The 23,510-nt window shown below is 66.7% G+C and carries 23 protein-coding genes and 1 pseudogene; 23 read left to right on the forward strand and 1 reads right to left on the reverse strand.

Features of this window, described 5'->3' with window-relative positions; translation table 11 throughout:
• The first annotated feature begins 207 nt into the window (after positions 1-207).
• The 13 genes and pseudogenes from GT590_RS09535 (at position 208) to GT590_RS14560 (ending at position 14,804) form a co-directional block, all read left to right on the forward strand.
• Positions 208-1,110, forward strand: a complete 903-nt coding sequence (locus GT590_RS09535) for a formate dehydrogenase accessory protein FdhE (RefSeq protein ID WP_161171060.1) — start codon at positions 208-210, stop codon at positions 1,108-1,110.
• 4 nt (positions 1,111-1,114) lie between these two features.
• Positions 1,115-1,867: a formate dehydrogenase accessory sulfurtransferase FdhD gene (gene fdhD / locus GT590_RS09540; RefSeq protein ID WP_015760710.1), complete on the forward strand. Its 753-nt coding sequence runs from the start codon at positions 1,115-1,117 to the stop codon at positions 1,865-1,867.
• A 147-nt stretch (positions 1,868-2,014) separates the two neighbouring features.
• Positions 2,015-2,812 (forward strand): class B sortase, encoded by a 798-nt coding sequence (locus GT590_RS09545; RefSeq protein ID WP_227791228.1) that lies wholly within the window; start codon positions 2,015-2,017, stop codon positions 2,810-2,812.
• A gap of 136 nt (positions 2,813-2,948) precedes the next feature.
• On the forward strand, positions 2,949-3,671 hold the full coding sequence (locus GT590_RS09550) for a hypothetical protein (protein WP_227791227.1): 723 nt from the start codon (positions 2,949-2,951) through the stop codon (positions 3,669-3,671).
• A 389-nt stretch (positions 3,672-4,060) separates the two neighbouring features.
• Complete coding sequence (pyrR, locus tag GT590_RS09555) at positions 4,061-4,648, forward strand: bifunctional pyr operon transcriptional regulator/uracil phosphoribosyltransferase PyrR (protein ID WP_009307089.1); 588 nt, start codon at positions 4,061-4,063, stop codon at positions 4,646-4,648.
• Positions 4,649-4,651: 3 nt separating this feature from the next.
• A complete protein-coding gene (locus GT590_RS09560) occupies positions 4,652-5,596 on the forward strand; it encodes an aspartate carbamoyltransferase catalytic subunit (RefSeq protein ID WP_114538291.1) in 945 nt (314 codons plus the stop codon).
• The gene (locus GT590_RS09565; RefSeq protein WP_114538290.1) at positions 5,580-6,872 is read left to right on the forward strand and encodes a dihydroorotase; all 1,293 of its coding nucleotides are present in this window, start codon (positions 5,580-5,582) and stop codon (positions 6,870-6,872) included. The genes GT590_RS09560 and GT590_RS09565 overlap by 17 nt, the downstream gene beginning before the upstream one ends.
• Before the next feature lie 916 nt (positions 6,873-7,788).
• Entirely contained in the window at positions 7,789-8,325 is a 537-nt protein-coding gene (locus GT590_RS14550; protein ID WP_227791226.1) for a DUF559 domain-containing protein, read from the forward strand.
• A gap of 477 nt (positions 8,326-8,802) precedes the next feature.
• Positions 8,803-10,317, forward strand: a complete 1,515-nt coding sequence (carA, locus tag GT590_RS09575; protein ID WP_035579124.1) for a glutamine-hydrolyzing carbamoyl-phosphate synthase small subunit — start codon at positions 8,803-8,805, stop codon at positions 10,315-10,317.
• Complete coding sequence (gene carB / locus GT590_RS09580) at positions 10,310-13,537, forward strand: carbamoyl-phosphate synthase large subunit (RefSeq protein ID WP_114551599.1); 3,228 nt, start codon at positions 10,310-10,312, stop codon at positions 13,535-13,537. The genes carA and carB overlap by 8 nt, the downstream gene beginning before the upstream one ends.
• Positions 13,538-13,947: 410 nt before the next feature.
• On the forward strand, positions 13,948-14,280 hold the full coding sequence (locus tag GT590_RS09585) for a type II toxin-antitoxin system PemK/MazF family toxin (protein WP_086414565.1): 333 nt from the start codon (positions 13,948-13,950) through the stop codon (positions 14,278-14,280).
• Positions 14,281-14,481: 201 nt separating this feature from the next.
• Positions 14,482-14,613, forward strand: a pseudogene (locus tag GT590_RS14555) (SMR family transporter); the annotation flags it as partial.
• A gap of 41 nt (positions 14,614-14,654) precedes the next feature.
• A complete protein-coding gene (locus GT590_RS14560; RefSeq protein ID WP_227111349.1) occupies positions 14,655-14,804 on the forward strand; it encodes a hypothetical protein in 150 nt (49 codons plus the stop codon).
• 81 nt (positions 14,805-14,885) lie between these two features.
• Here the strand turns inward: GT590_RS14560 and GT590_RS09595 are convergent, their stop codons facing one another.
• Positions 14,886-15,353: a hypothetical protein gene (locus GT590_RS09595; RefSeq protein ID WP_086414566.1), complete on the reverse strand. Its 468-nt coding sequence runs from the start codon at positions 15,351-15,353 to the stop codon at positions 14,886-14,888.
• A 100-nt stretch (positions 15,354-15,453) separates the two neighbouring features.
• Between GT590_RS09595 and GT590_RS09600 the strand changes: the two genes are divergently transcribed.
• From GT590_RS09600 to thiI, 10 genes are all read left to right on the forward strand, one after another.
• Positions 15,454-16,314 (forward strand): cyclopropane-fatty-acyl-phospholipid synthase family protein, encoded by an 861-nt coding sequence (locus GT590_RS09600; RefSeq protein WP_198161612.1) that lies wholly within the window; start codon positions 15,454-15,456, stop codon positions 16,312-16,314.
• Positions 16,315-16,379: 65 nt separating this feature from the next.
• Positions 16,380-16,997: a helix-turn-helix domain-containing protein gene (locus tag GT590_RS09605; protein ID WP_009307081.1), complete on the forward strand. Its 618-nt coding sequence runs from the start codon at positions 16,380-16,382 to the stop codon at positions 16,995-16,997.
• 139 nt (positions 16,998-17,136) lie between these two features.
• Positions 17,137-17,784, forward strand: coding sequence for a phosphatase PAP2 family protein (locus GT590_RS09610; protein ID WP_009307080.1), 648 nt, complete (start codon positions 17,137-17,139; stop codon positions 17,782-17,784).
• Positions 17,785-17,942: 158 nt separating this feature from the next.
• Entirely contained in the window at positions 17,943-18,752 is an 810-nt protein-coding gene (locus GT590_RS14565; RefSeq protein WP_009307079.1) for a dihydroorotate dehydrogenase electron transfer subunit, read from the forward strand.
• A gap of 162 nt (positions 18,753-18,914) precedes the next feature.
• Complete coding sequence (locus GT590_RS09620; RefSeq protein WP_114551737.1) at positions 18,915-19,814, forward strand: dihydroorotate dehydrogenase; 900 nt, start codon at positions 18,915-18,917, stop codon at positions 19,812-19,814.
• Complete coding sequence (pyrF, locus tag GT590_RS09625; RefSeq protein WP_009307077.1) at positions 19,808-20,533, forward strand: orotidine-5'-phosphate decarboxylase; 726 nt, start codon at positions 19,808-19,810, stop codon at positions 20,531-20,533. The genes GT590_RS09620 and pyrF overlap by 7 nt, the downstream gene beginning before the upstream one ends.
• Positions 20,534-20,725: 192 nt before the next feature.
• Entirely contained in the window at positions 20,726-21,034 is a 309-nt protein-coding gene (mihF, locus tag GT590_RS09630; protein WP_009307076.1) for an integration host factor, actinobacterial type, read from the forward strand.
• An 8-nt stretch (positions 21,035-21,042) separates the two neighbouring features.
• Complete coding sequence (gene gmk / locus GT590_RS09635) at positions 21,043-21,615, forward strand: guanylate kinase (RefSeq protein WP_009307075.1); 573 nt, start codon at positions 21,043-21,045, stop codon at positions 21,613-21,615.
• A 7-nt stretch (positions 21,616-21,622) separates the two neighbouring features.
• The gene (locus GT590_RS09640; protein ID WP_009307074.1) at positions 21,623-21,883 is read left to right on the forward strand and encodes a DNA-directed RNA polymerase subunit omega; all 261 of its coding nucleotides are present in this window, start codon (positions 21,623-21,625) and stop codon (positions 21,881-21,883) included.
• A gap of 215 nt (positions 21,884-22,098) precedes the next feature.
• Positions 22,099-23,316, forward strand: coding sequence for a tRNA uracil 4-sulfurtransferase ThiI (gene thiI, locus GT590_RS09645; protein WP_035585243.1), 1,218 nt, complete (start codon positions 22,099-22,101; stop codon positions 23,314-23,316).
• The last annotated feature ends 194 nt before the right edge of the window (positions 23,317-23,510 follow it).

Below are 23,510 nucleotides of genomic sequence, written 5' to 3' on the forward strand. Positions count from 1 at the left end.
TCGCGGCGGCACGAACGCCGGGTGGGTAACCCGACCGGACGCTCCCGGGTTGTCATCCTGAGCGGAGCGCGAAGCGCGGAGTCGAAGGATCACGCGCGGCGCCAAGCTGGAAGCGCCGCGGCTATCGCCGCGCGTGATCCTTCGACTCCGGCCTGCGCTCAGGATGACAAAAAGGGCGTTCCGCCCGTTCAGATAGGAAAGGAATCCATGAACCTCAAAGCGATCGATGCGGCCATCGCCGCGTACCGTACGAACCTCGACGAGAGCGACGTCTCGCGGCTCGCGTTCTTCCGCGAGCTGTGGGGGGTTCAGGCCGAGGCGGCCTCCCATGTTGATCTCGGCTACGAAGTGCCCGACGCCGATAGCCTGAAAACGTGGGCGCGCCACGGGGAGCCGGTGCTCTCCCATGCTCCGGTGAAGATCGAGGCCGCCGCGTTGGCGGGCGCGATGGAGCGGCTGGCCGAAGTGCTGGCTGCGCGCGGCGGGTTCGCGGCGTCGACGAGCGAGGCGCTCTCGCGCACGAGCTGGGAGCGCATGGTCGCCGCAAGCGACCTCGCGCTCGCCGGCTGCAACCCGGCTGCCTATGTGGAGTCGTTCGTCGAGCTGCTCGAGGACGACGGCATGGACGAGGACGCGGCCCGCATCGGCGCGATGGCGGCGGCGCTGGCCCTGCGCGCGTTTCTAGAGGGTCCGGCGACGGCCGTCGAGCGGGCGCGTCGGGAGGCGGGTGCCGACGAGCCGCATAGCGTGCGCTGCCCCGTGTGCGGCGGCGAAGCTGCGGTGGCGCAGGTGAGCGGCGCGCCTGCGGGGCAGGGACGCGCCAAGCGCCTGTGGTGCGCCCAGTGCGGCTGCGCGTGGGAGTTCGAACGCGTGCGTTGCGTGCGCTGCGGCACGCAGAACCAGAGCCGTCTGCATTATTTCAATCTCGAGGGCGACGAGGCGCACCGCCTGGCCACCTGCGACGAATGCGGCGGCTACACGCGCACCGTGTACGAGGAGGACGCGCTTGCGCCGTTCTCGTTCGAAGTGGAGGACGTGGTCATGGCGAAGCTCGACCTCGTGGCGTACCAGCGCGCGGCCGCCGATGCCGCCGCGGAAGCGCAGAGGTAGGACGATGGCCATCGTAGAGCGTCCCGAGCCCGCGAAGCGCGAGTCGGCCGAGCGGCCCATCCGCATCTTCCTGAACGAGGTGCCTGTTGCCGTGAGCCAGGGAAGCCCCTTCGGGCTGTCCGAGCTGGCGGTGGGCTACCTGTTGTCCGAGGGCCTCATCGCCGATCGCGACAGCCTCGTGGAGGTGGTCGAGGTGCCCGAGGAGGCTGCGGTGTACGTGGCCAGCGGAGAGCGGGCGGAGGAAGGCTACGTGCCCCTGCACCGCGTCACGTCGGCCGGGTGCGCCCAGTCGGCGCTTCTGCGCGACGCGCGGCGCGCGGGCGAGCCCCGCGCGTTGGAGACGGCGGCGCGCTTCGACGCCGACGACTTGCTGGCGTGCATGGAGGAGCTGTGCGAGCGCAGCCCGCGCCGCAACACCGGCGCGTGCGTGCACGGCTGCGGGCTGGGCGCGGCGGGCTCGGACGAGCTGCTGCTGGTGCGCGAGGACATCGGGCGGCACAACGCCATGGACAAGCTGGTGGGGCAGGCGTGGCTCGACCGTGTGGACGTGCGCGACAAGGCGCTGTTCATCACGGGGCGCATCAGCTGCGAGATGGCCCTCAAGGCTTATCGTGCCGGTTGCCCGGTGCTGGTCAGCCGCAAGTCGGCTACCGACGAGGCCGTGCGCCGCGCCGAGGAGCTGGGCGTCACCCTCGCGTCGCACTGCCGCGACGGCCGTATCCGCGTCCTGTCGCGTTCCGAGCGCGTGACGGGGTAGGGGGATCGGCCCCTGCGGGCGATCCATCCGGTTTCGCCGTGCACGCGCCCGGTTTCGCCGTGCGCCTTGACCGCGCCCGCCGGTTGCCTTTGAATTGCCCAGACGGCGCGCGGCGCGTAGGCGCGCCCGAGCGAGAAAGGGCTTCCTTTGAGACATTCCGGGCGCGCACGGCGCGATCCGGGCGCGATGGCGCTCGTCGTGCTGCTGGCGGTGCTGCTCGCCGGGGCGGCGGCGGGGTTCGGCTATCTCGCCTGGCAACGGCAGCAGGCGGCCGATGCGGTGCGCGCGGTCGAGCGCGAGCCGCTGCCGGCGGTGGAGCGCGCCTACGACGCGCCTGCGGACGAGCCGGCGGAGAATCCTATCGACTTCGAGGCGCTGCGCCGGGAGAGCCCCGACGTCTACGCGTGGCTCTACGTGCCGAACACGAACGTCAACCTTCCCGTGCTCCAGCGGCCGGGAGACGACTTCTTCTACCTCGATCACGACCGCTACGGCGAGCCGGCCGTCGAAGGCGCGGTGTTTTCCCAGATGGCGAACGCGACCGACTTCTCCGATCCCGTCACCGTGCTGTACGGCCACAACATCGTGAACGACGCGATGTTCGCCACGTTGCATGCCTACGAGGACCCGGCGTTCTTCGCCGACAACCCCGAGCTGTACGTTTACCTGCCTGATCGCATCCTCGCCTATGAGGTGGTGGCGGCCTACGAGTACGACGACCGGCACATCCTCAACTCGTTCGACTTCTCCGACCCCGCCGTGCGGACGGGCTACTTCGCATCGGTGCTCGCGCCCGACGACCCGAAGGCGAACGTGCGCGACGGCGCGCAGCTCGATGCCGACGACCGCATCGTGCAGCTCAGCACCTGCCGCTCGGCCCTGACCAGCGACCCGGTGCGCTATATCGTCACGGCCGTGCTCGTGGGCGAGAAGCCTGCTGCGTGAGCTGCGCCCCCGCTTTCGCAACAGGCGGAGCCTCTTTCGTCGAAGGGGTCGAACGGCATGTCTCCATGCTCTAGCATGAGGTGGCTGTGGAATGCTTGCGCCTTCGGGTAGGCGCATCGACGAGAGAGGTGCTGATATGAAGAAGAAGCTGGCCGCGCTTTTGTGCGCTGCGATGCTCGCGTGCGCGCTCCCCGCGCTCGCGTGGGCCGACGAGGCGGATCAGGCGACGGCGGATCAGGCGACCGCGCAGGAGTCGGCCGCGGCCCGCTCGATCGGGCCGTGGCAGGAGAGCGCGTCGAACGAAGACGGCTCGTGCGTCCTCTCTGGCGAGACGAGGGCGTCTTCGTTCGCCGTCATCGCTACGAGCGAGACGGCCGACGACGCGCTGGACGGCATGCCGTCGTTCAGGGTCGTTGCCGAGAACGCGACCAAGAAGATCGATTTCGGCGTGGCGCTTCTCGCGGGCGGCCAGTACGCCGGTTGCAACAAGCTCGAGGTGCACGTGAAGCCGAGCGCGGGAAGCGCCGGCATCGCCAAGACGTTCGAAGTGACGAGGGCCGTCGACCAGAGCAGCTTCAACTTCACGTCCGAGATGTTCAACCTCGGCGACCAGGAAGGCGATGCCTCTTACAGCGCCGACTTCGTCATGACGCTCGTCCCCTCGAAGGCGGACGTCGACGAACCGGCCGCCGACGAGCCTGCTGCCGATACGTCGGCTGCGTTGCCGTCCGGCGCCGACACGGGCGCAACCTCGCCCAAGACCGGCATGGACGCCGGCGCGCCGGCGGGCGCCTCCTTCGGCATGCTGGCCGCCGCCGGAGTCGTGGCCTTCGCGCTGCGCCGCAAGCTCGCGAAGTAACCGATGCTCATCGTCGGGCGGGCGCGCCGCAAGGTTCGCCCGCCCGGTCGTCGAAAGGCGGCCGCATAGGCGCTTGCGCGACCTCGCCTTATACATATTCTCGCAAGTTTCTGCATAAAAGGGGTTACAAATCGGCTCCGAACCGAATATACTGCTTCCAGTCCTTTAAAAGCGGTACAGAGAGACCGACAAGGTAGAACCCCAAGCGCTCACCCGAACAAGAGCGCGACGAGTCGAAGCCTTTGTCTGTCGCGGAGGCTTTTTTCATGCCCTCGCGCAGACGCCGCCAACTCGGGGGCGACGCGGACGCCCGGCATCGCCGGAGCGGGCGCGGAACCCGGCGGAGAGCAGGTCCGTCTGTACGCACTCGACGTCAAGAAAGGGTGTGTATGAACGACGCAGGAACGGTCAAGACCGTCTGCATGGACGCAGACGAGATCGAGCGGTCGCTGACGCGCATCGCGCATCAGATCCTCGAGACCAACAAGGGCGCGGGCAACATCGCGCTCGTCGGCATCGTGACGCGCGGCGACTTGCTCGCCAAGCGCCTGGCCGAGAAGATCGAGGCCATCGAGGGCACGAAGGTGCCGCTCGGCAAGCTCGACATCAGCTTCTATCGCGACGACTTCGCGACGCATCTCTCGCCCGAGGTGCATTCCACCGACATCCTCTTCGACCTCGACGGCAAGGACGTCGTGCTCGTCGACGACGTGCTGTACACCGGCCGCACCATCCGCGCCGCGCTCGACGCGCTCATGGATATCGGCCGTCCCTCCACGGTGCAGCTGGCCGTCCTCGTGGACCGCGGCCATCGTCAGCTGCCCATCCGCGCCGACTTCGTGGGCAAGAACGTCCCGTCTTCCTCCGACGAGAACGTGCGCCTGTTCTTGGAAGAGGCGGACGGCAAGTCCGAGGTCGAGATACTGGAAATCGCTCCGGGCTCCCGCGCGGGTTCGGCACCGCTGGGAGGTGAATAGGGCATGGCCTTCAATCACAAGCATCTGATCGACATCACGGAGTACTCCGCCGACGACATCATGACCGTTCTGGAGACGGCGGTCCGTTTCAAAGAGGTCAACGAGCGCCGCATCAAGCAGGTGCCCACGCTCAAGGGCGTCACCGTGGTCAACATGTTCAACGAGCCGTCCACCCGCACGCGCTCCTCGTTCGAGATCGCCGAGAAGCGCCTGAGCGCCAACAGCCTGAACTTCGGCGGCAGCTCCACCTCCACGGTGAAGGGCGAAAGCCTCGTGGACACGGTGGAGACGCTGTGCGCCTACAAGATCGACATGATCATCGTGCGTGACAAGCACGCCGGCGTGCCCCGCAAGATCGCCGACGTCTCCGGCGCGCACGTCATCGACGCGGGCGACGGCAAGCACCAGCACCCCACGCAGGCGCTGCTGGACCTCTACTCCATCTGGGAGGTCAAGGGCGACCTGAACGGCCTCAAGGTGGGCGTCGTGGGCGACATCGGGCACTCCCGCGTGTGCGGCAGCCTGATCCCCGCGCTCAAGATCATGGGCTGCGAGGTGACGGTGGTCGCGCCGCCGACGCTGCTTCCCGCGCGCCCCGACATCCTGGGCGCCGACCGCGTGACCACGAAGCTGGACGAGGCGCTGCCCGACCTCGACGTGGTGTACATGCTGCGCATCCAGCGCGAGCGCCTCGAGGGCGCGCCGTATCCGTCGCTGCGCGAGTACAACATGCTGTACGGCCTCACGAAGGACCGCGAGCACCTCATGAAGCCCGACGCCCTCATCTGCCATCCCGGCCCCATCAACCGCGGCGTCGAACTGGATAGCTACATGGCCGACCATCCGAAGCGCTCGGTCATTCTCGATCAGGTCTATGCCGGCATCCTTACCCGCATGGCCGAAATGTACCTGCTGCTCGGAGGGAGCGAAGATGGCCTTACTGCTTAAGAACGCCCACGTGATCGACCCGCAGGTCGGTCTGAACGAAACGGCCGACATCCTCGTGCGCGACGGGAAGATCGTCGAGATCGGCCAGAACCTTGCGATGGAGAAGGGCGTCGAGCGCGACCTGGGCGGCAAGATCGTCGTTCCCGGTCTCGTGGACATCCACGTGCATCTGCGCGAGCCCGGCTACGAGCTGAAGGAGGACATCGCCTCCGGCACGCGCGCCGCGGCGCACGGCGGCTTCACGGCGGTGTGCTGCATGCCGAACACGAAGCCCGTCATCGACAACGCCGTGGGCGTGGAGTACGTGAAGGCTCGCGCGGCGGCCGTGGGCAAGTGCCGCGTGCACGTGGCCGGCTCCTGCTCGCAGGGGCTCAAGGGCGACACGCTGTCCGAGATGGGCGACATGGTGGCGCACGGCGCCGTCGCCTTCACCGACGACGGCCGCGGGGTGCAGGGCGCGGGCATGATGCGCCGCGTCATGGACTACGCCGCGCAGTTCGACCGCGTGGTGATGAGCCACTGCCAGGACGAGGACCTCGTCGGTGCCGGCCAGGTGAACGAGGGCGTCGTGTCGACGCGCCTGGGCATGCTGGGCTGGCCGGCCGAGGGCGAGGAGATCCAGATCGCCCGCGACATCGCTATCTGCCGCCTCACCGGCTGCCCGCTGCACATCCAGCACCTCACCACGGCGCGCGGCCTGGACCTGGTGCGCGCCGCCAAGGCCGAGGGCCTGCCGGTCACCTGCGAGGTCACGCCGCACCACCTGTTCCTCACCGAGGACGCCATCGGCGACGACTACAACACCTTCCTCAAGGTGAACCCGCCGCTGCGCACGGCCGAGGACGCCGCCGCGCTGGTGGAAGGCGTGAAGGACGGCACGGTGGACGCCATCGTCACCGACCACGCGCCGCACAACGACTTCGAGAAGAACGCCGAGTTCGAGCTGGCGCCCTTCGGCATGATCGGCCTGGAGACGGCGCTTTCGCTGGTCATCACGAACCTGGTTGCGCCGGGCGTCATCAGCTGGGAGCGCGCCGTCGAGCTGATGGCCGTGAACCCCCGCGAGATCCTTCGCGTCGAGCGCGTGGCCCTCGAGCCGGGCGCGACGGCCGACCTCACGGTCATCGACCCGGACGCCGCCTGGACGGTGGACGCCGCGGACTTCCAGTCCAAGGCCGTGAACTCGGGCTTCCTCGGCGCCGAGCTGACCGGCCGCGCCACCGACGTCTACGTGGGCGGCTACGCCACCATGGAGGACGGCGCCATCGTCGAGTAGGGTCGAGCCCTGCACGATCTTCGAACCACGCGGCCCCGCATCGAGCGAACGATGCGGGGCCGTTCTGCGCGATGCCCGGTGCGCCCGATGGCCATACGTGGCGTAAGAAACGCTCCGATGAGCCGACTAGGCGGCGCAGGTCGTCCGCTGCGGTTCCAGATGCCCGATTCTTCCTGCAATGTTGCGTTGCGGGGGTAGAAGAAGGGCGATCCTGAGTGCTTTTGCGCGTTTTCCCTGGTTGCAAACGCAACTGCTGGAGAATGTCCGATTGATGCGCGTTCTTTCACAACATTACGGGAAATATCGGGCATCCGGGCGGGCACTGCGTGATAAAATCATCTCCTTATCGAGCCAGTGCAGGCGCTCTTCTTTTTTGAAGCAGCCCATGGAGGAAGCCGGGCCCTCGCTTCCTAGTACCACGTCTGCAAGATCCTCGCAGCCCAGGGCAGACGAGGAGGCTCCAATGGAACCTATGCAGGTTTGCTTCTCCCATCAAACGGCTTTTCAGGTGTTGAGGGCGATCGACGCGCGGGAGCTTGCAGGGTCTGGCGACACGGCGTGGCGGCTTCCCGCTCGTGCGCCGAGTGCGCGGGAGCTCGAAGAGGTCGTCAAGCGCATTGAGAACGATCGCCCTGGGTTATCGATCGAGCGTCCCGTCCATATTCTCCTGGGAGCGGCTTCAAGATGCCGCTCCACTTCGCGTCGCGTGTCGCACGTGTGCACACGGCAGATGCGTGGGAAGCCCTTGCTCCGGCTGTCGGACGGAGTTGGCGTATGCAGTGCGCCGTTTGCCTGCGTTCAGGCGGCTCCGTCAGCGAAAAACAAGATCGATCTGCTTGAACTTGCTTACGAGCTTTGCGGAACCTATCGCACTCGGCGAACGTCGACTGCTCCTGCGTATCAGGTGCCTCCTTTGATGACGATGCGTTCTCTACGCAGCTTCGTTTCGCTCAACCCTTCCATCGCGGGCGCTCGGATCGTGGCGCGCGTCCTGCCGTACCTGGCGGATGGTTCGGCTTCTCCGAGGGAGACGAAGCAGGCGCTCGTGTTGGGCTTGCCGACATCGTACGGCGGGTACGGCTTGGGCATCCCGAGGATGAATTACGAGGTGAAGGCAATCGCAGGAGCCCGCACGACTTCCGGCAGATCGAGTTTTCGTTGCGACCTTTGCTGGCCGGATGCGAAACTCGACGTGGAGTACCAAAGCAGGGAGATGCACGAAGGGGAGGAAAGCCGTATCAGGGATTCTAGAAGGACGAACGCGTTGATGGCGATGGGCTGGACGGTCGTAGGCGTCACGAACGACGAGCTGGACAGCCTGGCTGCAACCGATGCGATAGCCGACACGATACGTCGGCTCCTGGGAAAGCGCGTGCAAGTGCGCGTGTCGGACTATCATGCTCGCAAGCTGCGGCTCCGGCGGCAGCTCGGGCTTCCGGTGGGCTACGACTAGGCCGGCCGCCGTAGGTGCGGCCTCGATGTGCGATTATCACAGGAATGTTGCGTTTGACGGGGCGTTCTCATCGACGCGGAAGAGCGCGAGACGATGATCAGGCAGTTTGCAATGATTACTTTCGATGCATGCCGATACGGTCCGAAAAAACGCAACATTGCGGGAAGAATCGCACGCGGCACGCCGCTTCTTCGGCACGCGTGCGCCGGCCGCCGACGGGATAGAACGTCCGACGGTCGGAAGCTGTGCGCGTCTTTCGGCATCGTTTCTTGTAATTGCATAAAATTACTTGAATAAGAGAAAATATTGCATTTCTAATCGATAAAACTCGTTATAGGCGTATACTACGCTTCGACCTTTAAGGGCGGTACGGAGAGACCGACAAGGTGCGCAACATACACCCTGCATCCGTGCGCCTCCCACATCAGATGGAGGCGCTTTTTTGTAGGGGCGTTGCCCGAACGGAAGGATGGAAGCTTGAGCGAGATTTCGAAGCGGTTGATGCAGGGGACGTCGAAGCCCGCGGGCGCGCCCGCGGCGCTCGTGCTGGAGGACGGCGCCGTGTTCCGCGGCACGTCGTGCGCGGCGGCGGGGGAGGTGTTCGGCGAGGTCTGTTTCAACACCTCGCTCGAGGGCTACCTCGAGGTGATAACCGACCCGTCGTACGCGGGCCAGATCGTGACGATGACGTATCCCCAGATCGGAAACTACGGCGTGAACGTGGACGACGCGCAGGCGGACGAGCCCGCCCTGCGCGGCCTCGTCGTGCGCGACCTGTGCGCGACGCCGTCGAACTGGCGCAGCGCGCAGGGTCTGCCCGACTACCTGCGCGACCACGGCGTGGTGGCCGTCGAAGGGGTGGACACCCGCGCGCTCGTGCGCCATGTGCGCGACTGCGGCGCACAACGGGCCGTGCTGTCCACCGTCGACGTGGACGAGGCCAGCCTTCTGGCGAAAGTGCGTGCGAGCGCATCCATCGTCGGGCAGAACCTGGCCTCCACGGTGTCGTGCGCGCGTCCGCGCCGCTTCTCGGCCGACGACCTGCCGGCTTCGCGGGCGTTCTCGCTCGCCGCGCCTCCCGAGCCGCGCTTCAAAGTGGTCGCCTACGACTGCGGAGCGAAGCGCTCCATCCTCGAAAACCTCGTGCGCGCCGGCTGCGACGTGACCTGCGTGCCGTGGGACACCCCGGCGCCCGAGGTGCTGGCCATGGCTCCCGACGGCGTGTTCCTGTCGAACGGCCCGGGCGACCCCGAAGCCGTCGAGGGCACGTACGCCCAGGTGGAGCAGCTGCTGGGGAAGGTGCCCGTGTTCGGCATCTGCCTGGGGCACCAGATGATCGCCAAGGCGGCGGGCGCGGATATCGAGAAGCTCAAGTTCGGCCACCGCGGCGGCAACCATCCCGTCATGAACCTGCGCACGCTCCGCGTGGAGATCACCGCGCAGAACCACGGCTTCGGCCTCGTGTTCCCCAGTTTGGGCGCGCTCGTGCCGGAGCTGTCGGCCGGCGTCTGCACGCACGAGGACGACCTGCGCTGCTGGGCGCGCCGCGGCGTCGCGCCGGTGGTGCAAAACGAGCGCTTCGGACGCATCCAGCTCACGCACGTGAACCTCAACGACGGCACGGCCGAGGGCGTCGCGTTCCTCGATATACCGGCGTTCTCCGTGCAGTACCACCCGGAAGCCTCGCCGGGTCCTACCGACGCCCATTACCTGTTCGCTGCGTTCGCGCGGTTGATGGATTCCGCCGTTCTGGCGAACGGCGGCGTTGCCGACGCTGCGGCCGCGGCTGGCACCCTATCTTGCCCTTCTGCTGCGGCTGGACGGACAGAAGTCCAGTCCAGCCTTGCATCAGGGCAATCTGGGGCACCAGCCGCGCCCTCGCTGACCTTGCCTGACCCGCGCGAATGTGCAAACTACCTCGACATCGACATCGCCGAGGATCGCCTGGCCGGCTGGTCGTTCGCCGAAGGGAAGGAGGCCTCCCATGCCTAAGCGCGAAGACATCCAAACCATCCTCGTCATCGGAAGCGGCCCCATCGTCATCGGGCAGGCGTGCGAGTTCGACTACTCGGGCGCGCAGGCCTGCAAGGTGTTGAAGGCCGACGGCTATCGCGTGGTGCTCGTGAACAGCAACCCCGCGACCATCATGACCGACCCGGGCCTGGCCGACCGCACCTACGTCGAACCCATTACCGTGGAGTTCGTCGAGCAGGTCATCGCGAAGGAGCGCCCCGACGCCCTCTTGCCCACGCTGGGCGGCCAGACCGGGCTCAACACGGCCGTCGAGCTCGCGCGCGCCGGCATCCTGGCCAAGTACGGCGTGGAGATGATCGGCTGCGACCTCGAGGCCATCGAGCGCGGCGAGGACCGCAAGCAGTTCAACGAGTGCATGGCGGAGCTTGGCATCGAGACGTCGCGCTCCGGCTACGCCTATTCCATCGCCGACGCCGAGGACATCGTGGCCGAGCTCGGCTACCCCGTGGTGCTGCGCCCCTCGTTCACGCTGGGCGGCGCGGGCGGCGGCATCGCGCACGACGCGGCCGAGCTGCACGAGATCGTGGGCCAGGGCCTGGAGCTGTCGCCGGCCGGCGAGGTGCTGGTGGAGGAGAGCATCGAGGGCTGGAAAGAGTACGAGATGGAGGTCATGCGCGACCGCGCCGGCAACGGCATCATCGTGTGCTCCATCGAGAACTTCGACGCCATGGGCGTGCACACGGGCGACTCCATCACGGTGGCGCCCGCGCAGACGCTCTCGGACGTGGAGTACCAGCGCATGCGCGCGGCGTCGCTGGCCATCCTCGAGAAGATCGGCGTGGAGACCGGCGGCTCCAACGTGCAGTTCGCCGTCAACCCGGAAAACGGCCGCATGATCGTCATAGAGATGAACCCCCGCGTGTCGCGCTCCTCGGCGCTCGCGTCGAAGGCCACGGGCTTCCCCATCGCGAAGGCGGCCGCGAAGCTGGCCGTGGGCTACACGCTCGACGAGATCGTGAACGACATCACGAAGGCCACGCCCGCCTGCTTCGAGCCGTCCATCGACTACTGCGTGGTGAAGGTGCCGCGCTTCGCGTTCGAGAAGTTCCAGGGCACAGACGACACGCTGTCCACGCGCATGAAGGCCGTCGGCGAGGTCATGGCCATCGGCCGAACGTTCGAGGAATCGCTCGGCAAGGCCATGCGTTCGCTGGAGAACGGGCGCGCGGGCCTGGGAGCCGACGGCAAAGGCGGCGAGGCCGACGCGTCCGACGAGGCGCTGGAAGACCTCGTGGCGCGTCCCACAGCCGAGCGCATCTTCTACCTGGCCGAGGCGCTGCGTCGCGGCTGGACGGTTGAGCGCGCGAGCGCGGCGAGCCGCGTGGACCCCTTCTTCGTCGCGCGCATGGCCGACATCGTGCGCGTGCAGGAGAACCTGCGCGGCATGGCGCTGGACGAACTCGATGCCGATGCGTTCCGCCTGCTCAAGCGCATGGGGCTGGCCGACGCGCAGATCGCGCGCCTCACGGGATCCGACGAGCTCACCGTGCGCACGTGCCGTAAGATGCTGGGCGTGAGGCCTGCGTTCAAGACCGTGGACACCTGCGCCGCCGAGTTCCCCAGCGCCACGGCCTACCATTACAAAACCTACGATGCCGACGAGACCGAGACGGCGCCGAAGACGCGGCGGCGCGCCATGATCCTGGGCGCGGGGCCGAACCGCATCGGCCAGGGCATCGAGTTCGACTATTGCTGCGTGCACGCCAGCTACGCTCTGCACGAGGCCGGGTTCGAGACGATCATGGTGAACTGCAACCCCGAGACGGTGTCCACCGACTACGACACGTCCGACAAGCTGTACTTCGAGCCGCTCACGTTCGAGGACGTCATGGACATCGTCGACGTCGAGCAGCCCGACGGCGTGGTGGTCACCTTCGGCGGGCAGACGCCGCTCAAGCTGGCGAACGCGCTGGCGGCGGCCGGCGTGCCCATCATGGGCACCTCGCCGGAGGCCATCGACCTGGCCGAGGACCGCGACCGCTTCGCCGCCGTCCTCGACGAGCTGGGCATCGTCTACCCGGCCGCCGGCATGGCCTCCACGTACCAAGAGGCGTGCGTCGTGGCCGACCGCATCGGCTTCCCGCTGCTCGTGCGCCCCAGCTACGTGCTGGGCGGGCGCGGCATGGGCATCGTCTACGACGGCGCCCAGCTAGAGAAATACATGGCGGAGGCCGCGAAGATCTCGCCCGACCACCCGGTGTACCTCGACCGCTTCCTCGAAGGCGCGGTGGAGGTGGACCTCGACGCGCTCTGCGACGGCGAGCAGGTGTTCGTGGGCGGCGTGCTGGAGCACATCGAGATGGCGGGCATCCATTCGGGCGACTCGGCCTGCTGCACGCCGCCGTTCGCGCTGTCCGAGGCCGTGCAGGCGCAGCTGCGCGCCATCGCGCGCCGCTTGGCGCTGCGCCTGGGCGTGGTGGGGCTCATCAATATCCAGTTCGCCATCAAAGACCAGGTCATCTACATCATCGAGGCGAACCCGCGCGCCAGCCGCACGGTGCCGTTCGCCTCGAAGGCGACGGGCGTTCCGCTGGCGAAGGTCGCCGCGCGCATCATGGCGGGGGAGAAGCTGGCCGACTTAGGGATGCCGCCCGACGACCGCCGGCTCGAGCATTTCAGCGTGAAGGAAGCCGTCATGCCCTTCGGCCGCTTCCCCGGCGCCGACACGGTGCTCGGCCCCGAGATGAAGTCCACCGGCGAGGTCATGGGCATCGCGCGCAACTTCCCGGCGGCGTTCGCGAAGACGCAGCTGGCCATCAGCTACGCGCTGCCCGAGGGCGGCACGGTGTTCGTCAGCGTGTGCGACCGCGACAAGCGCGCCATCGTGCCCATCGCTCGCGACATCGCGCGCCTGGGCTTCCAGCTCGTGGCCACGGGCGGCACGGCCCGCGCGCTGCGGGCGGCCGGCGTGGAGTGCGAGCAGGTGAGGAAGATCCACGAGGGCGAGGGCAACGTGCGCGACATGATCGCCGCCGGGGACATCGCGCTCATGATCAACACGCCGTTCGGCCACGCCACGCGCGCCGACGGCTACGAGCTGCGCCTCGAGGCCGTGAAGCACGGCGTGACCCACGTGACGAACCTCGCCGGCGCCCAAGCCATGGTGGCCGGCATGGAGGTGGCCCGCCTCGGCGGTCTCACGGCCGTGGCCCTGCAGGACCTGCCCCAATGGGGGTAAGGTAGTTGTCGAGATGAACGGCGGGCGGGACCCGGAAACCTGTCCGCTTCATCTTGCCCCAATGTTCCTTTCATGATAAGATATCTGTAAAGATATCTTGAAAGGAGGGTGCTCATGTCGTTGGTTGCAGACAAGATTACCCAGCTGTGCTCGTGGGGGACGTCGCGCGCCGTCCGCATTCCCAAAGATCTGTGCGAACGCTTGGGCGTTGATGTAGGTGCTCGGCTTTCGATGCATGTCGTCCATGACGAAAGAGGCTCGTTTTTGCTCGTTCGGCCGGAGGGTTCCGAGCATCGCCGTTGTCTCGACGTCCCGTATGTTTCGATAGACGATCTTTTCGAGGGGTACACGGGAGATTACCAACCGAGCGAATGCGATTGGGGCAAAGACGTGGGACGCGAGGTGGTTGAATGAGCCTCGAGCAGGGCGATGTGATTCTGGTTGATTTCAACCCGTCGGTCGGACATGAGCCGGCAAAGCTCCGTCCGGCCGTCGTGGTGAGCGGGTACGGGTTCAATTCGCGAGCGAATCTCGTGGCGGTTGTCCCGACGACCACGAAAGACAACGGTTATCCACTCCACGTGCCTGCTACGTGCTCGGGTCGTTCCATCGGCTTCGCATGCGTCGAGCTGCTGAGAACGATCGACGTTTGCCAACGCGGATTCGAGTATCTGGGCGTCGCAGACGACGAAACGTTGCGCTCCATCCTCGCTTCCATCAGAGGCATGTTGGAGTTGCGCTAGCGAGCGCCCTGGGCGCCGCGGTTTCAAGCTGATCGAGAGCGAGAGCATCATGGAGATCACGGGCGAGCACCTGCGCGAGGCATGCTACGAAAAGGCGATCTGCTACACTTGATGCGTTTCGCGATTCTCCATGATTCCCTGACGAGGGCAGCCGTACCAGGATCGAAAAGACGGCGCATAGCCTACGAAGGGGGTCTTCTCATGGCATGGGTCGTTCTTATCGCATCGGGCGTTCTGGAAGCGGTGTGGGCCACAGCGCTCGGGCGCGCGGAGGGGTTCACCAGGCTGGCGCCTTTGATCGTGTTCCTGGTTGCGCTGGCGTTGAGCATGGTCGGCCTGTCCTACGCCGTCAAAACGCTGCCCGCAGGCACCGCGTGCGCCGTCTGGGTGGGCTCGGCGCCTCCCTCACGGTCGCCTACGGCATGTTCTCGGGAACCGAGCCGGTCTCGGTGGCGAAGGTGCTGCTCATCGTCGGCCTCATCGCTTGCGTCATCGGCCTCAAGCTCGTGCATGACGGCTCTTGATGCTGCTTGGAAAGCAACGGACTGAAACATAGAAACGAGGGCGCATCGGCTGACGCGCCCTCGCTCGATCAGAATTCTTCCTCACGCCTTCGGGGACTTCGGCGGTCTGGCCGACCCCTGTTTGACGACGATGTCGAGCGCGCCCAGGGCGTCGAAGGCTTTCCGCGCCGCCGCTTCGACTCGAACGGCATCGAGGCTGCGCTCGTCGACGACGGCGCGCACGGCGGCCGCGTAGTCGCGCTTGCAGCGCTCGTTGAGATCGGTCCAGTCCACCTGCGCGAACCCGTCGGCTGCAGCGCGGTCGAGCGGAAGCCTGCCTTGCAGCATGAGCACGGCGATGACGGGGTAGCCAGCATAGCCTTGCCAGTACGTGGCGTTGTCGTTCGACGAGTACGTCGAGCCGTTTTCGTTCCAAGCCACGGTGTAGGTCTTCGCGCCGTTCGAGGAGGCGATCGCCGCGCGCCGCTCGTCGGGGTGCAGCGCGACGCGTCCGTCGGCGACGGCGGACCATGCTTCGTACACTTTCTCGATGGGCGGCAGCTTCTCCACGGTGCTCCTTCGGTCGCGGCATCATGTTCGGAAACAGCATGATATCAGATGGTAGAATGATCGCTGCGAATGCTGACGAACCGTCGAAGAAGGAGCGCCCGTGACGCTGTTCGGCGATCTGCACGACCTGATGAAACCTCCCGCGCTGTACGAACGCACCGATGCGGCGTTCTGGGACGACGAGCACATATCGCGCGGCATGCTGGCGGCGCATCTCGACCCCGAGTTCGAGGGGGCCAGCCGAAGCTTCGCGTTCATGGACCGCTCGGTCGACTGGATATGCGCCACCGCGCCTCCGGCGACGCATCCGCGTTTGCTCGACCTGGGCTGCGGTCCCGGATTGTACGCCGAGCGCTTCGCGCGCGCGGGCTATGCGGTGACGGGCGTCGATCTCTCGCCGCGCTCGCTCGACCATGCGCGGCGCTCCGCGAACGAGCAGGGGCTCGCCATCGACTACCGGTGCCGGAACTACCTCGAGCTCGACCTGGACGGCTCCTTCGACATCGCCGTCATGATCTACTGCGACTACGGCGCGCTCTCGTCCGACGAGCGCCGCGTCGTGCTGCGTCGCGTTCGCGAGCGGTTGCGGCCGGGCGGCGCGCTCGCGCTCGACGTGTTCTCGCGGCGCAAGCTCGAGGCCTTCGAGGAGCGCACGACGTGGGAGGAGCATCCCGCAGGAGGGTTCTGGAACGCGGGCCCGCACTTCGAGGTGCAGCGATGCCGCCGCTTCTCCGAATGCGTGTCGCTTGAGCAGATCGCGGTGATCGCGTCCGAGGGCGCGACATCCTACCATCTGTGGAACACGTACTTCACGCCCGCAACGCTCTCGGCGGAGCTCGAAGAAGCCGGCTTCGAAGCGGTGGAGCTGGTCGGCGACGCGGCGGGCGCGCCCTTCGACGACGCGAGCCTCACGATCTGCGCGGTTTCGCGCAAGTCTGCGATCGGCAAGGAAGGGCGATGACACGGATCGTGTCTTGCCGCGACGGCGCGGGTCGGCCATTCTGAAGGCCGAAAGGAGGCATGCACATGGATTTCGGAGAGAAGCTGAAAGCGCTGCGCACCGAGCGCGGCCTGACCCAGGAGCAGCTTGCCGCCAGGCTGTACGTGTCGCGCACGGCCGTGTCGAAGTGGGAGACGGGCGGCGGCTCGCCCAACCTCGACTCGCTGCAGGCCGTCGCGCGCCTGTTCGACGTGTCGGTGGACGACCTCCTGTCCACCGACGACCTCATCGTGCTCGCCCGCGACGAGCGCCGCTCGACGGCGCGCAGCAGCGGCATGCTGTCGTTCGGCCTGCTCGACGTGCTGGCCGTCGTGTTCGCGTTCATTCCGCTATACGGCGTGGACGACGGCTCGTTCGTGCGCATGGCGAACCTGGCCGACTACGGCGCGTCCGTGGATTTCGGCGCGTCGTTCGCCGTCATGGCGGCGGCCGTCGTCTCGCTCATGTTCGTGGGCGCGGTGGAGATCGTGCTGGCAGCTGCGGGCTCGCGCCGCGCGGCCCGCATCGTCGCCCTCGTCGGGTTCGCGGTGCAGGCGCTGGCCGTCGTCCTGTTCGCCTCCACCATGCAGCCCTACGCCACAACGCTCATGTTCGTGCTGCTCCTGGCGAAGGTCGTCGTCGGCTACCGTATTCTGCGCTCGTAACCCCTGGTCGGCTGCGGAGGTCACGCACCGTGTCGCCCGTGCGACGCATCGTGGCTTGCCGCCGGGAGGCGCGCGTCGTTTCATGGAGGCTCGGACCCGCAAGGGATCCGCAGCATCCGTGAGGCGAAAGGACGGTTCGATGGAAACAACCCTGATGGCCGCGTGGCTGAACGACACGTTCGCCGCGTTCGATGCGACGATCTTGGGGGCGCTGCATGCGCTCGCAGAATGTGGGGGCTTCGCGCTCACGCCCCTGTTCGAGGCGGTGAGCTTCGTAGGCGAGAAGGGCGCATGCTTCTTCGCGCTGGCCTTCGTGCTTATGGTGTTCAAACGCACGCGACGTGCCGGGACGGTCATGTTCGTCGCCATCTGCCTGGGCGCGCTCGCCACGAACATCGTGCTCAAGGACCTCGTCGCGCGGCCGCGGCCGTTCGAGTCGTCCGCGCTCTTCCTCGACTGGTGGCGCTTCGCCGGCGCCGCGCCCGAGGACGGGTTCTCGTTCCCCTCCGGGCACATGACCGCGGCCTCGGCGGCGATGGCGGCGCTCATGCTGGCGTATCGGAATTGGAAGACAGTGCTGGGCGGCTCGCTCGTCATGCTGGTCATGGGCGCTGCCCGCTGCTATCTCGTGGTGCACTATCCCACCGACGTGCTGGCCGGCCTTCTCGTGGGCGCGCTCGCGGCCGTCGCAGCGCAGCTGCTCGTGTCGTTCGCGTTCCGCCGGTACGGGGAGCGCCGATTCGCGCGGCCTCGCCACGCCTGTGCTCCCGTGCGACGCAGGCGGTAGGCCCCGCCGTTCGCTCCTTCCGTCGTCCCGGCGTGCACATTCCCTGCATTTTGGCTTGTCAGCCGCATGAAGCGCGCGCAGATGATACAATCGTCGGCCGAGAGACGAAAACGCGCGCCGCGCTCGCACGGGCGGCGGCGAAAAGTGAAAGGACGAATGTGGCACTCGTCAACGAGCGGGCCCGCATCCTCGCCAACGAGGAAGTCGGCCCGAACCTCTACCTCATGGAACTCGCGGCCTCGCATATCGCGGCGAGCATCGAGCCGGGGCAGTTCGTGCACATGAAGGTGCCGAGTATGGAGGCGCACATCCTGCGCCGCCCGTTCTCGGTGTACGCGCGCGATGCGGCGGCCGGCACGCTCGAGGTGCTCTACCAATCGGTGGGCTTCGGCACCGACCACATGACGCGCATCGAGCCCGAGCGAGCCGAGCACCTCTCCGGCGCCGAGCTCATCGGGCCGGTGGGCCGCGGGTGGCAGCCTCCCGCGAACGCGCGTCGCGCCCTCCTCGTGGGCGGCGGCGTGGGTGCTGCGCCGCTTTTCATGCTGTGCGAGAGTCTGATTAGCGCCGGCGTGCGCACTGACGTGGTGCTGGGCGCGCAGACCGAGGCGGCGCTCACGTGTCGCGGCCGCTACGAGGCGCTGCTGGACGAGCCGCCGCGCTGCGCCACCGACGACGGCAGCTTCGGACGCGAGGGCTTCTGCACCTCGCTCGTCGCCGAAGCGCTCGCGGAAGCTGCAGAAGCGGGGGAGCCGTACGACTATCTGGCCGTGTGCGGCCCCGAGCCCCTTATGAAGATCGTGGCCGGCATGGCCGCCGAGGCGGGCGTGCCCTGCGAGGTGTCCATGGAGAAGCGCATGGCCTGCGGCGTGGGAGCATGCCTGTCGTGCGTGGTGGACACGGTGGACGGCAAGCAGCGGGCCTGCGTCGACGGCCCCGTGTTCGATGCGCGGAAGGTGGTATGGTAGATGAAAATCGACGCAATTGATCCTGCGGGTGCGGCCGGCGAGGGGATCCCTCCAGTCGCTCGGCAGTCCTGCTCGCACGGACAGCCCGCCGGGCTGTCCGGCTCGTGCGGAACTCGCTTGGTGGAGGGATCCCCTCGCCGGCCTGTTCCTACTTCGGTAAACATGTGCGTCGATTTGGGCGGGTTGGAGATGAAGAACCCCGTGACGGTGGCGTCGGGCACGTTCGCCGCCGGGCGCGAGTACGGGGACTTCGTGGATGTGGCGGGCCTCGGCGCTGTCACGACGAAGGGCGTGTCGCTGAACGGGTGGGCGGGCAACGCCAGTCCCCGCATCGCCGAGACGCCTTCGGGCATGCTCAACTCCATTGGGCTTCAGAACCCCGGCGTGGCGCACTTGAAGGAATGCGATCTGCCGTGGCTGGCCGAGCGCGGCGCGACGGTCATCGTGAACGTGTCAGGCCACAGTTTCGACGAGTACGTGCAGGTGATCGAGGCGTTGGAAGACGCGCCGGTGGACGCGTACGAGGTGAACATCTCGTGCCCGAACGTGGATGCGGGCGGCATGACCATCGGCACGTGCACGGACAGCGTCGAGGCGGTCGTATCCCGGTGCCGCGCCGCCACGAAGCGCCCGCTCATCGTGAAGCTCACCCCGAACGTAACCGACGTGACCGAGATCGCGCGCGCCGCCGTGTCCGCCGGCGCCGACGCGCTGTCGCTCATCAACACGCTTCTGGGCATGGCCATCGACGCGGAGCGCCGCCGACCGCAGCTCGCGCGCGGCGTGGGCGGACTGTCGGGCCCGGCCGTGAAGCCCGTGGCGCTGCGCATGGTGTGGGAGGTTCACCAGGCCGTCGACGTGCCGCTGCTCGGCATGGGCGGCATCTCGTGCGCGATCGACGCGGTGGAGTTCATGCTGGCCGGAGCCACGGCGGTGGCCGTCGGCACCGCGAATTTCGTGAATCCGCACGCCACGGTTGAAATCATCGACGGAATGGCGCAGTATTGCGAAAGGCACGGCATCGAAGACGTGCAGCAACTGATAGGAGCTTTGGAATGGTGAGTTCGTTCGAAGAGGTGCCCGCGCGCGATCGCGTGATCGTGGCGCTCGACTGCGGCATCGAAGAGGCCTTCGACCTCGCGGACCAGCTGCAGGGCAAGGCGACGTGGATGAAGGTGGGAATGACGCTGTTCTACGCGAACGGCCCGGCCATCGTGTACGCGCTCAAGGAGCGCGGCTTCAAGGTGTTCCTCGACCTCAAGTTCCACGACATTCCGCACCAGGTGGAGGGCGCCGCGTACGCCGCGGCCGGCAGCGGGGCCGATATGCTGACCATGCACACGGTGGGCGGCGTCGACATGATGGCTGCGGCGCAGAAGGGCGCCGAGCGCGCAGCGTCCGAGTACGGTCACGATGCGCCGGCGACGCTGGGAATTACGGTTCTCACCAGCATGAACGATGCGGCTCTGGCCGAAACGGGCGTAAGCCGCGCCATGGCCGACCAGGTGGTCGTGCTGGCCGAGCAGGCCAAGCGCGCCGGCATCTCCGGCGTGGTGGCGTCTCCGAAGGAGGCTGCGCGTCTGCGCGAGATCCTGGGCCCGGACGCCTACATCGTCACGCCGGGCGTGCGCCCTGCGGGCAGCGACCGCGGCGATCAGAGCCGCGTGGCCACGCCTGCCCAGGCGTTCGCCAACGGTGCGTCGCACATCGTCATCGGGCGTCCCATCACGCAGGCGGCCGATCCGGCGGCTGCATTCGAGTCCATCGCGGCCGAGCTGTAGGCGCCCCGTCGAACTTGCGTGCGGTCTGGGAAAATGACGGTTGGGCGACGAATGGTCGACAAAGGAGCCAACTGCTTCTAGAATGTGTGACCACGCACTGAAATTTTTAGGATTTGTAGGAAAAGACAAGGTGAAGTGGGCGAATGCGTGATAGTATCACGGAATCGTTTTGGAACAGAAGGAGATAACACGATGGCTATTCCTCAACTCAGCCCTGAAGAGCGTCAGGCGGCTTTGGAAAAGGCGAAGGCGGCTCGCATCAAGCGCGCCGAGGTTCGCGATGACCTGAAGTCCGGCAAGCTCACGCTCGAGAAGGTTCTTGAAATGAAGAACGATCCGGTCGTGGGCCGTATGAAGGTTTCCACCCTCATCGAGACGCTTCCCGGCTACGGCAAGGCCAAGGCTGAGAAGATCATGAAGGAGCTCCAGATTGCCGAGAGCCGCCGTCTGCGCGGTCTGGGCGAGCGTCAGCAGACCGCCCTGCTGGAGCGCTTGGGCTAACCGCACCTATGCGCCACGGCAATCTGTTCGTCATCTCGGGGCCATCGGGTGCTGGCAAGGGCACGCTGGTGGCCCGTCTTTTGCGCGAGATCCCCGATGCTTGGGCGTCCATGTCGGTTACCACGCGCAAGCCGCGCGAGGGAGAAGTGGATGGCGTCCACTACCGCTTCGCGTCCCCTCAGGAATTCCAGGAGCTCGTCGACGAGGACGGCCTGCTGGAATGGGCGACGTACGGCGGCAACTGCTACGGCACGCCCCGCGCTACCGTCGAGGAGCACATCGCGTGCGGCGATCAGGTCATCCTGGAAATCGACGTTCAGGGAGGATTCCAGGTGCGCGACAAGTTCCCTTCGGCGCATCTCGTCTTCATCGAGCCGCCGTCGCTTGACGTGCTGGAAGCGCGCCTTCGCGGCCGCGGAACAGAGACGGAGGAGGCCATCGCCACGCGGATGGAGACGGCGCGGGTGGAGCTTTCCCGTAAAATGGAGTATGATATACGGCTGGTAAACGACGATTTGGACGAAGCTGTCCGTGCATTAGCGGGCTACGTCAACGAACAAGCCGAGAAAATACGAGGTTAACACGCATATGAGCATTATCGAACCGAAGATCGACGTCCTGTTGAACGAGACCGACAACGATCGTTTCCTGCTGTGCGCGCTCGCTTCCAAGCGCGCGCACGACATCAACGACATGATGCGCGGCCAGCGCGACCGCGCCATCCAGCTGCAGACGGCGGTCGAGATCGCGCGCGCGGCCGACAAGAAGCCGCTGTCGCTGGCTTTCAACGAAATCGCCCGCGGCGAAGTGTCGTACGATCCTAACTCCATCGACGTCAACTACCACTAAGAGATTCCGTCGGCCGTAGGCCGACGGAACTGCTCGACGCCGCGAAGCCCCGAGGCACCTCGCCTTGCCGCTCCAAGCCCTCGTCGCGTACGGAAGTACGCTTCCTCGGGCTTTCGCGGCATTGCAAGGCGCCTCGGGGCTTCTCGATGACGTGCTGCGCCAATCTGCGTGTTCGTTTCGCGCTACGCGCGATCTCTCTGCATCGAAGGATATCCATGACTGAATTCCAACGCATCTGCTTGGTCCATTACCACGAGATCGGGCTCAAGGGGCACAATCGATCGACGTTCGAGATGAGGTTGCTCAAGAACCTCGAAGCGCTGCTGAAGCCTTTCCCCGTGGTCGTTATCCATCGCATCGCGGGCCGTTTGTGCGTGTTCTTGCGCGAGGGCACCGATTGGACCACCGCGAAGGAGGCGGCCGACGTCATCGGCAAGGTGCCGGGCGTAGCGCGCGTGTCGTGCGGTTTCAAGTGCGAGCGCGACCTCGACGAGATGACGGAGGCGGCGCTCGCGGCGATGGCCGAGGCGGGCGAGTTCGACACGTTCAAGGTGGCGGCGCGGCGCAACCACACCGATTTCGCCACGGGTTCGATGGACATGAACCAGATCATCGGCTCGGCGCTGTGCGCCGCGCACCCCGAGAAGTCCGTTAAGATGAAGAAGCCCGACGTTACGGTGGGTGTCGAGGTGGTGCAGAACGCGGCGTACGTGTACGCGCGCTCGCTGCCGGGCGTGGGAGGGCTGCCGGTGGGCAGTTCGGGCCTGGTCGTGAGCCTGCTGTCGTCGGGCATCGACTCGCCGGTGGCGACGTGGAAGCTCGCACGGCGCGGCGCGGTGTGCATAGGCGTGCACTTCTCCGGACGACCTCAAACATCCGATGCCAGCGAGTACCTCGTGGACGACATCGCGCAGGTGCTGGAGCGCACGGGCTGCATCGCTCGCGTGTACACGGTGCCGTTCGGCGACTACCAGCGCGAGATCGCGCTGACCGTGCCGCCCGAGCTGCGCGTCATCATGTACCGCCGTCTCATGTTCAAGGTGGCTGAGGAGATCGCACGCCGCGAGCGCGCGGGAGCGCTGGTGACGGGAGAGAGCCTGGGTCAGGTTGCCTCGCAGACGCTCGACAACATCCGCTGCACTGACGCGGCGGTTGACCTGCCCGTCTTTCGTCCGCTCATCGGCACCGACAAGCTGGAGATCATCGCCGAAGCCGAGCGTTTGGGCTCGTTCGAGATCTCGTCGCAGGATGCGCCCGACTGCTGCACGCTGTTCATGCCGCGCAGTCCGGAGACGCATGCGAAGCTGCCCGTGGTGTTGGAAGCCGAGGCCGCGCTGCCCATCGAGCGCTGGGTGCCCGAGATCGCCGACGCCGCAGAGGTTCGCGACTACGCCTGCCCCGCCTACAAGCCGAAGAAGAAACGCGCTTCCTGAGCGCGGCCGGTTGCAGAAGCTCGCAAAAGCGGCGTCCCCGGGAGATACCTCGGGGGCGCCGCTTTCTCTTGCCCCGTTTCGTCGTCCCGAGCGAGCGCAGCTCTCGCCCTGTCATCCCGAGCACGCGAAGCGAGCGCAGGGAGGCCCCGCGAAGCGGGGACGCGAAGGATCCCGTGCGGCATCAGCTGGAAGCG

It is taken from the genome of Eggerthella sp. BIOML-A1, from assembly GCF_009875595.1.
GTDB classification, from domain to species: domain Bacteria; phylum Actinomycetota; class Coriobacteriia; order Coriobacteriales; family Eggerthellaceae; genus Eggerthella; species Eggerthella lenta.

Excerpts from the sequence above, each read along its gene's own strand:
- gmk (WP_009307075.1), top strand. The coding sequence starts at position 21,043 with ATGCGCCACGGCAATCTGTTCGTCATCTCGGGGCCATCGGGTGCTGGC.
- GT590_RS09605 (WP_009307081.1), top strand. The coding sequence starts at position 16,380 with ATGGATTTCGGAGAGAAGCTGAAAGCGCTGCGCACCGAGCGCGGCCTG.
- GT590_RS09535 (WP_161171060.1), top strand. The coding sequence starts at position 208 with ATGAACCTCAAAGCGATCGATGCGGCCATCGCCGCGTACCGTACGAAC.
- pyrF (WP_009307077.1), top strand. The coding sequence starts at position 19,808 with ATGGTGAGTTCGTTCGAAGAGGTGCCCGCGCGCGATCGCGTGATCGTG.
- mihF (WP_009307076.1), top strand. The coding sequence starts at position 20,726 with ATGGCTATTCCTCAACTCAGCCCTGAAGAGCGTCAGGCGGCTTTGGAA.
- GT590_RS09560 (WP_114538291.1), top strand. The coding sequence starts at position 4,652 with ATGGCCTTCAATCACAAGCATCTGATCGACATCACGGAGTACTCCGCC.
- GT590_RS14550 (WP_227791226.1), top strand. The coding sequence starts at position 7,789 with ATGACGATGCGTTCTCTACGCAGCTTCGTTTCGCTCAACCCTTCCATC.
- pyrR (WP_009307089.1), top strand. The coding sequence starts at position 4,061 with ATGAACGACGCAGGAACGGTCAAGACCGTCTGCATGGACGCAGACGAG.
- GT590_RS09610 (WP_009307080.1), top strand. The coding sequence starts at position 17,137 with ATGGAAACAACCCTGATGGCCGCGTGGCTGAACGACACGTTCGCCGCG.
- GT590_RS09640 (WP_009307074.1), top strand. The coding sequence starts at position 21,623 with ATGAGCATTATCGAACCGAAGATCGACGTCCTGTTGAACGAGACCGAC.
- thiI (WP_035585243.1), top strand. The coding sequence starts at position 22,099 with ATGACTGAATTCCAACGCATCTGCTTGGTCCATTACCACGAGATCGGG.
- fdhD (WP_015760710.1), top strand. The coding sequence starts at position 1,115 with ATGGCCATCGTAGAGCGTCCCGAGCCCGCGAAGCGCGAGTCGGCCGAG.
- GT590_RS09565 (WP_114538290.1), top strand. The coding sequence starts at position 5,580 with ATGGCCTTACTGCTTAAGAACGCCCACGTGATCGACCCGCAGGTCGGT.
- carB (WP_114551599.1), top strand. The coding sequence starts at position 10,310 with ATGCCTAAGCGCGAAGACATCCAAACCATCCTCGTCATCGGAAGCGGC.
- GT590_RS09585 (WP_086414565.1), top strand. The coding sequence starts at position 13,948 with ATGAGCCTCGAGCAGGGCGATGTGATTCTGGTTGATTTCAACCCGTCG.
- GT590_RS09550 (WP_227791227.1), top strand. The coding sequence starts at position 2,949 with ATGAAGAAGAAGCTGGCCGCGCTTTTGTGCGCTGCGATGCTCGCGTGC.
- GT590_RS09620 (WP_114551737.1), top strand. The coding sequence starts at position 18,915 with ATGTGCGTCGATTTGGGCGGGTTGGAGATGAAGAACCCCGTGACGGTG.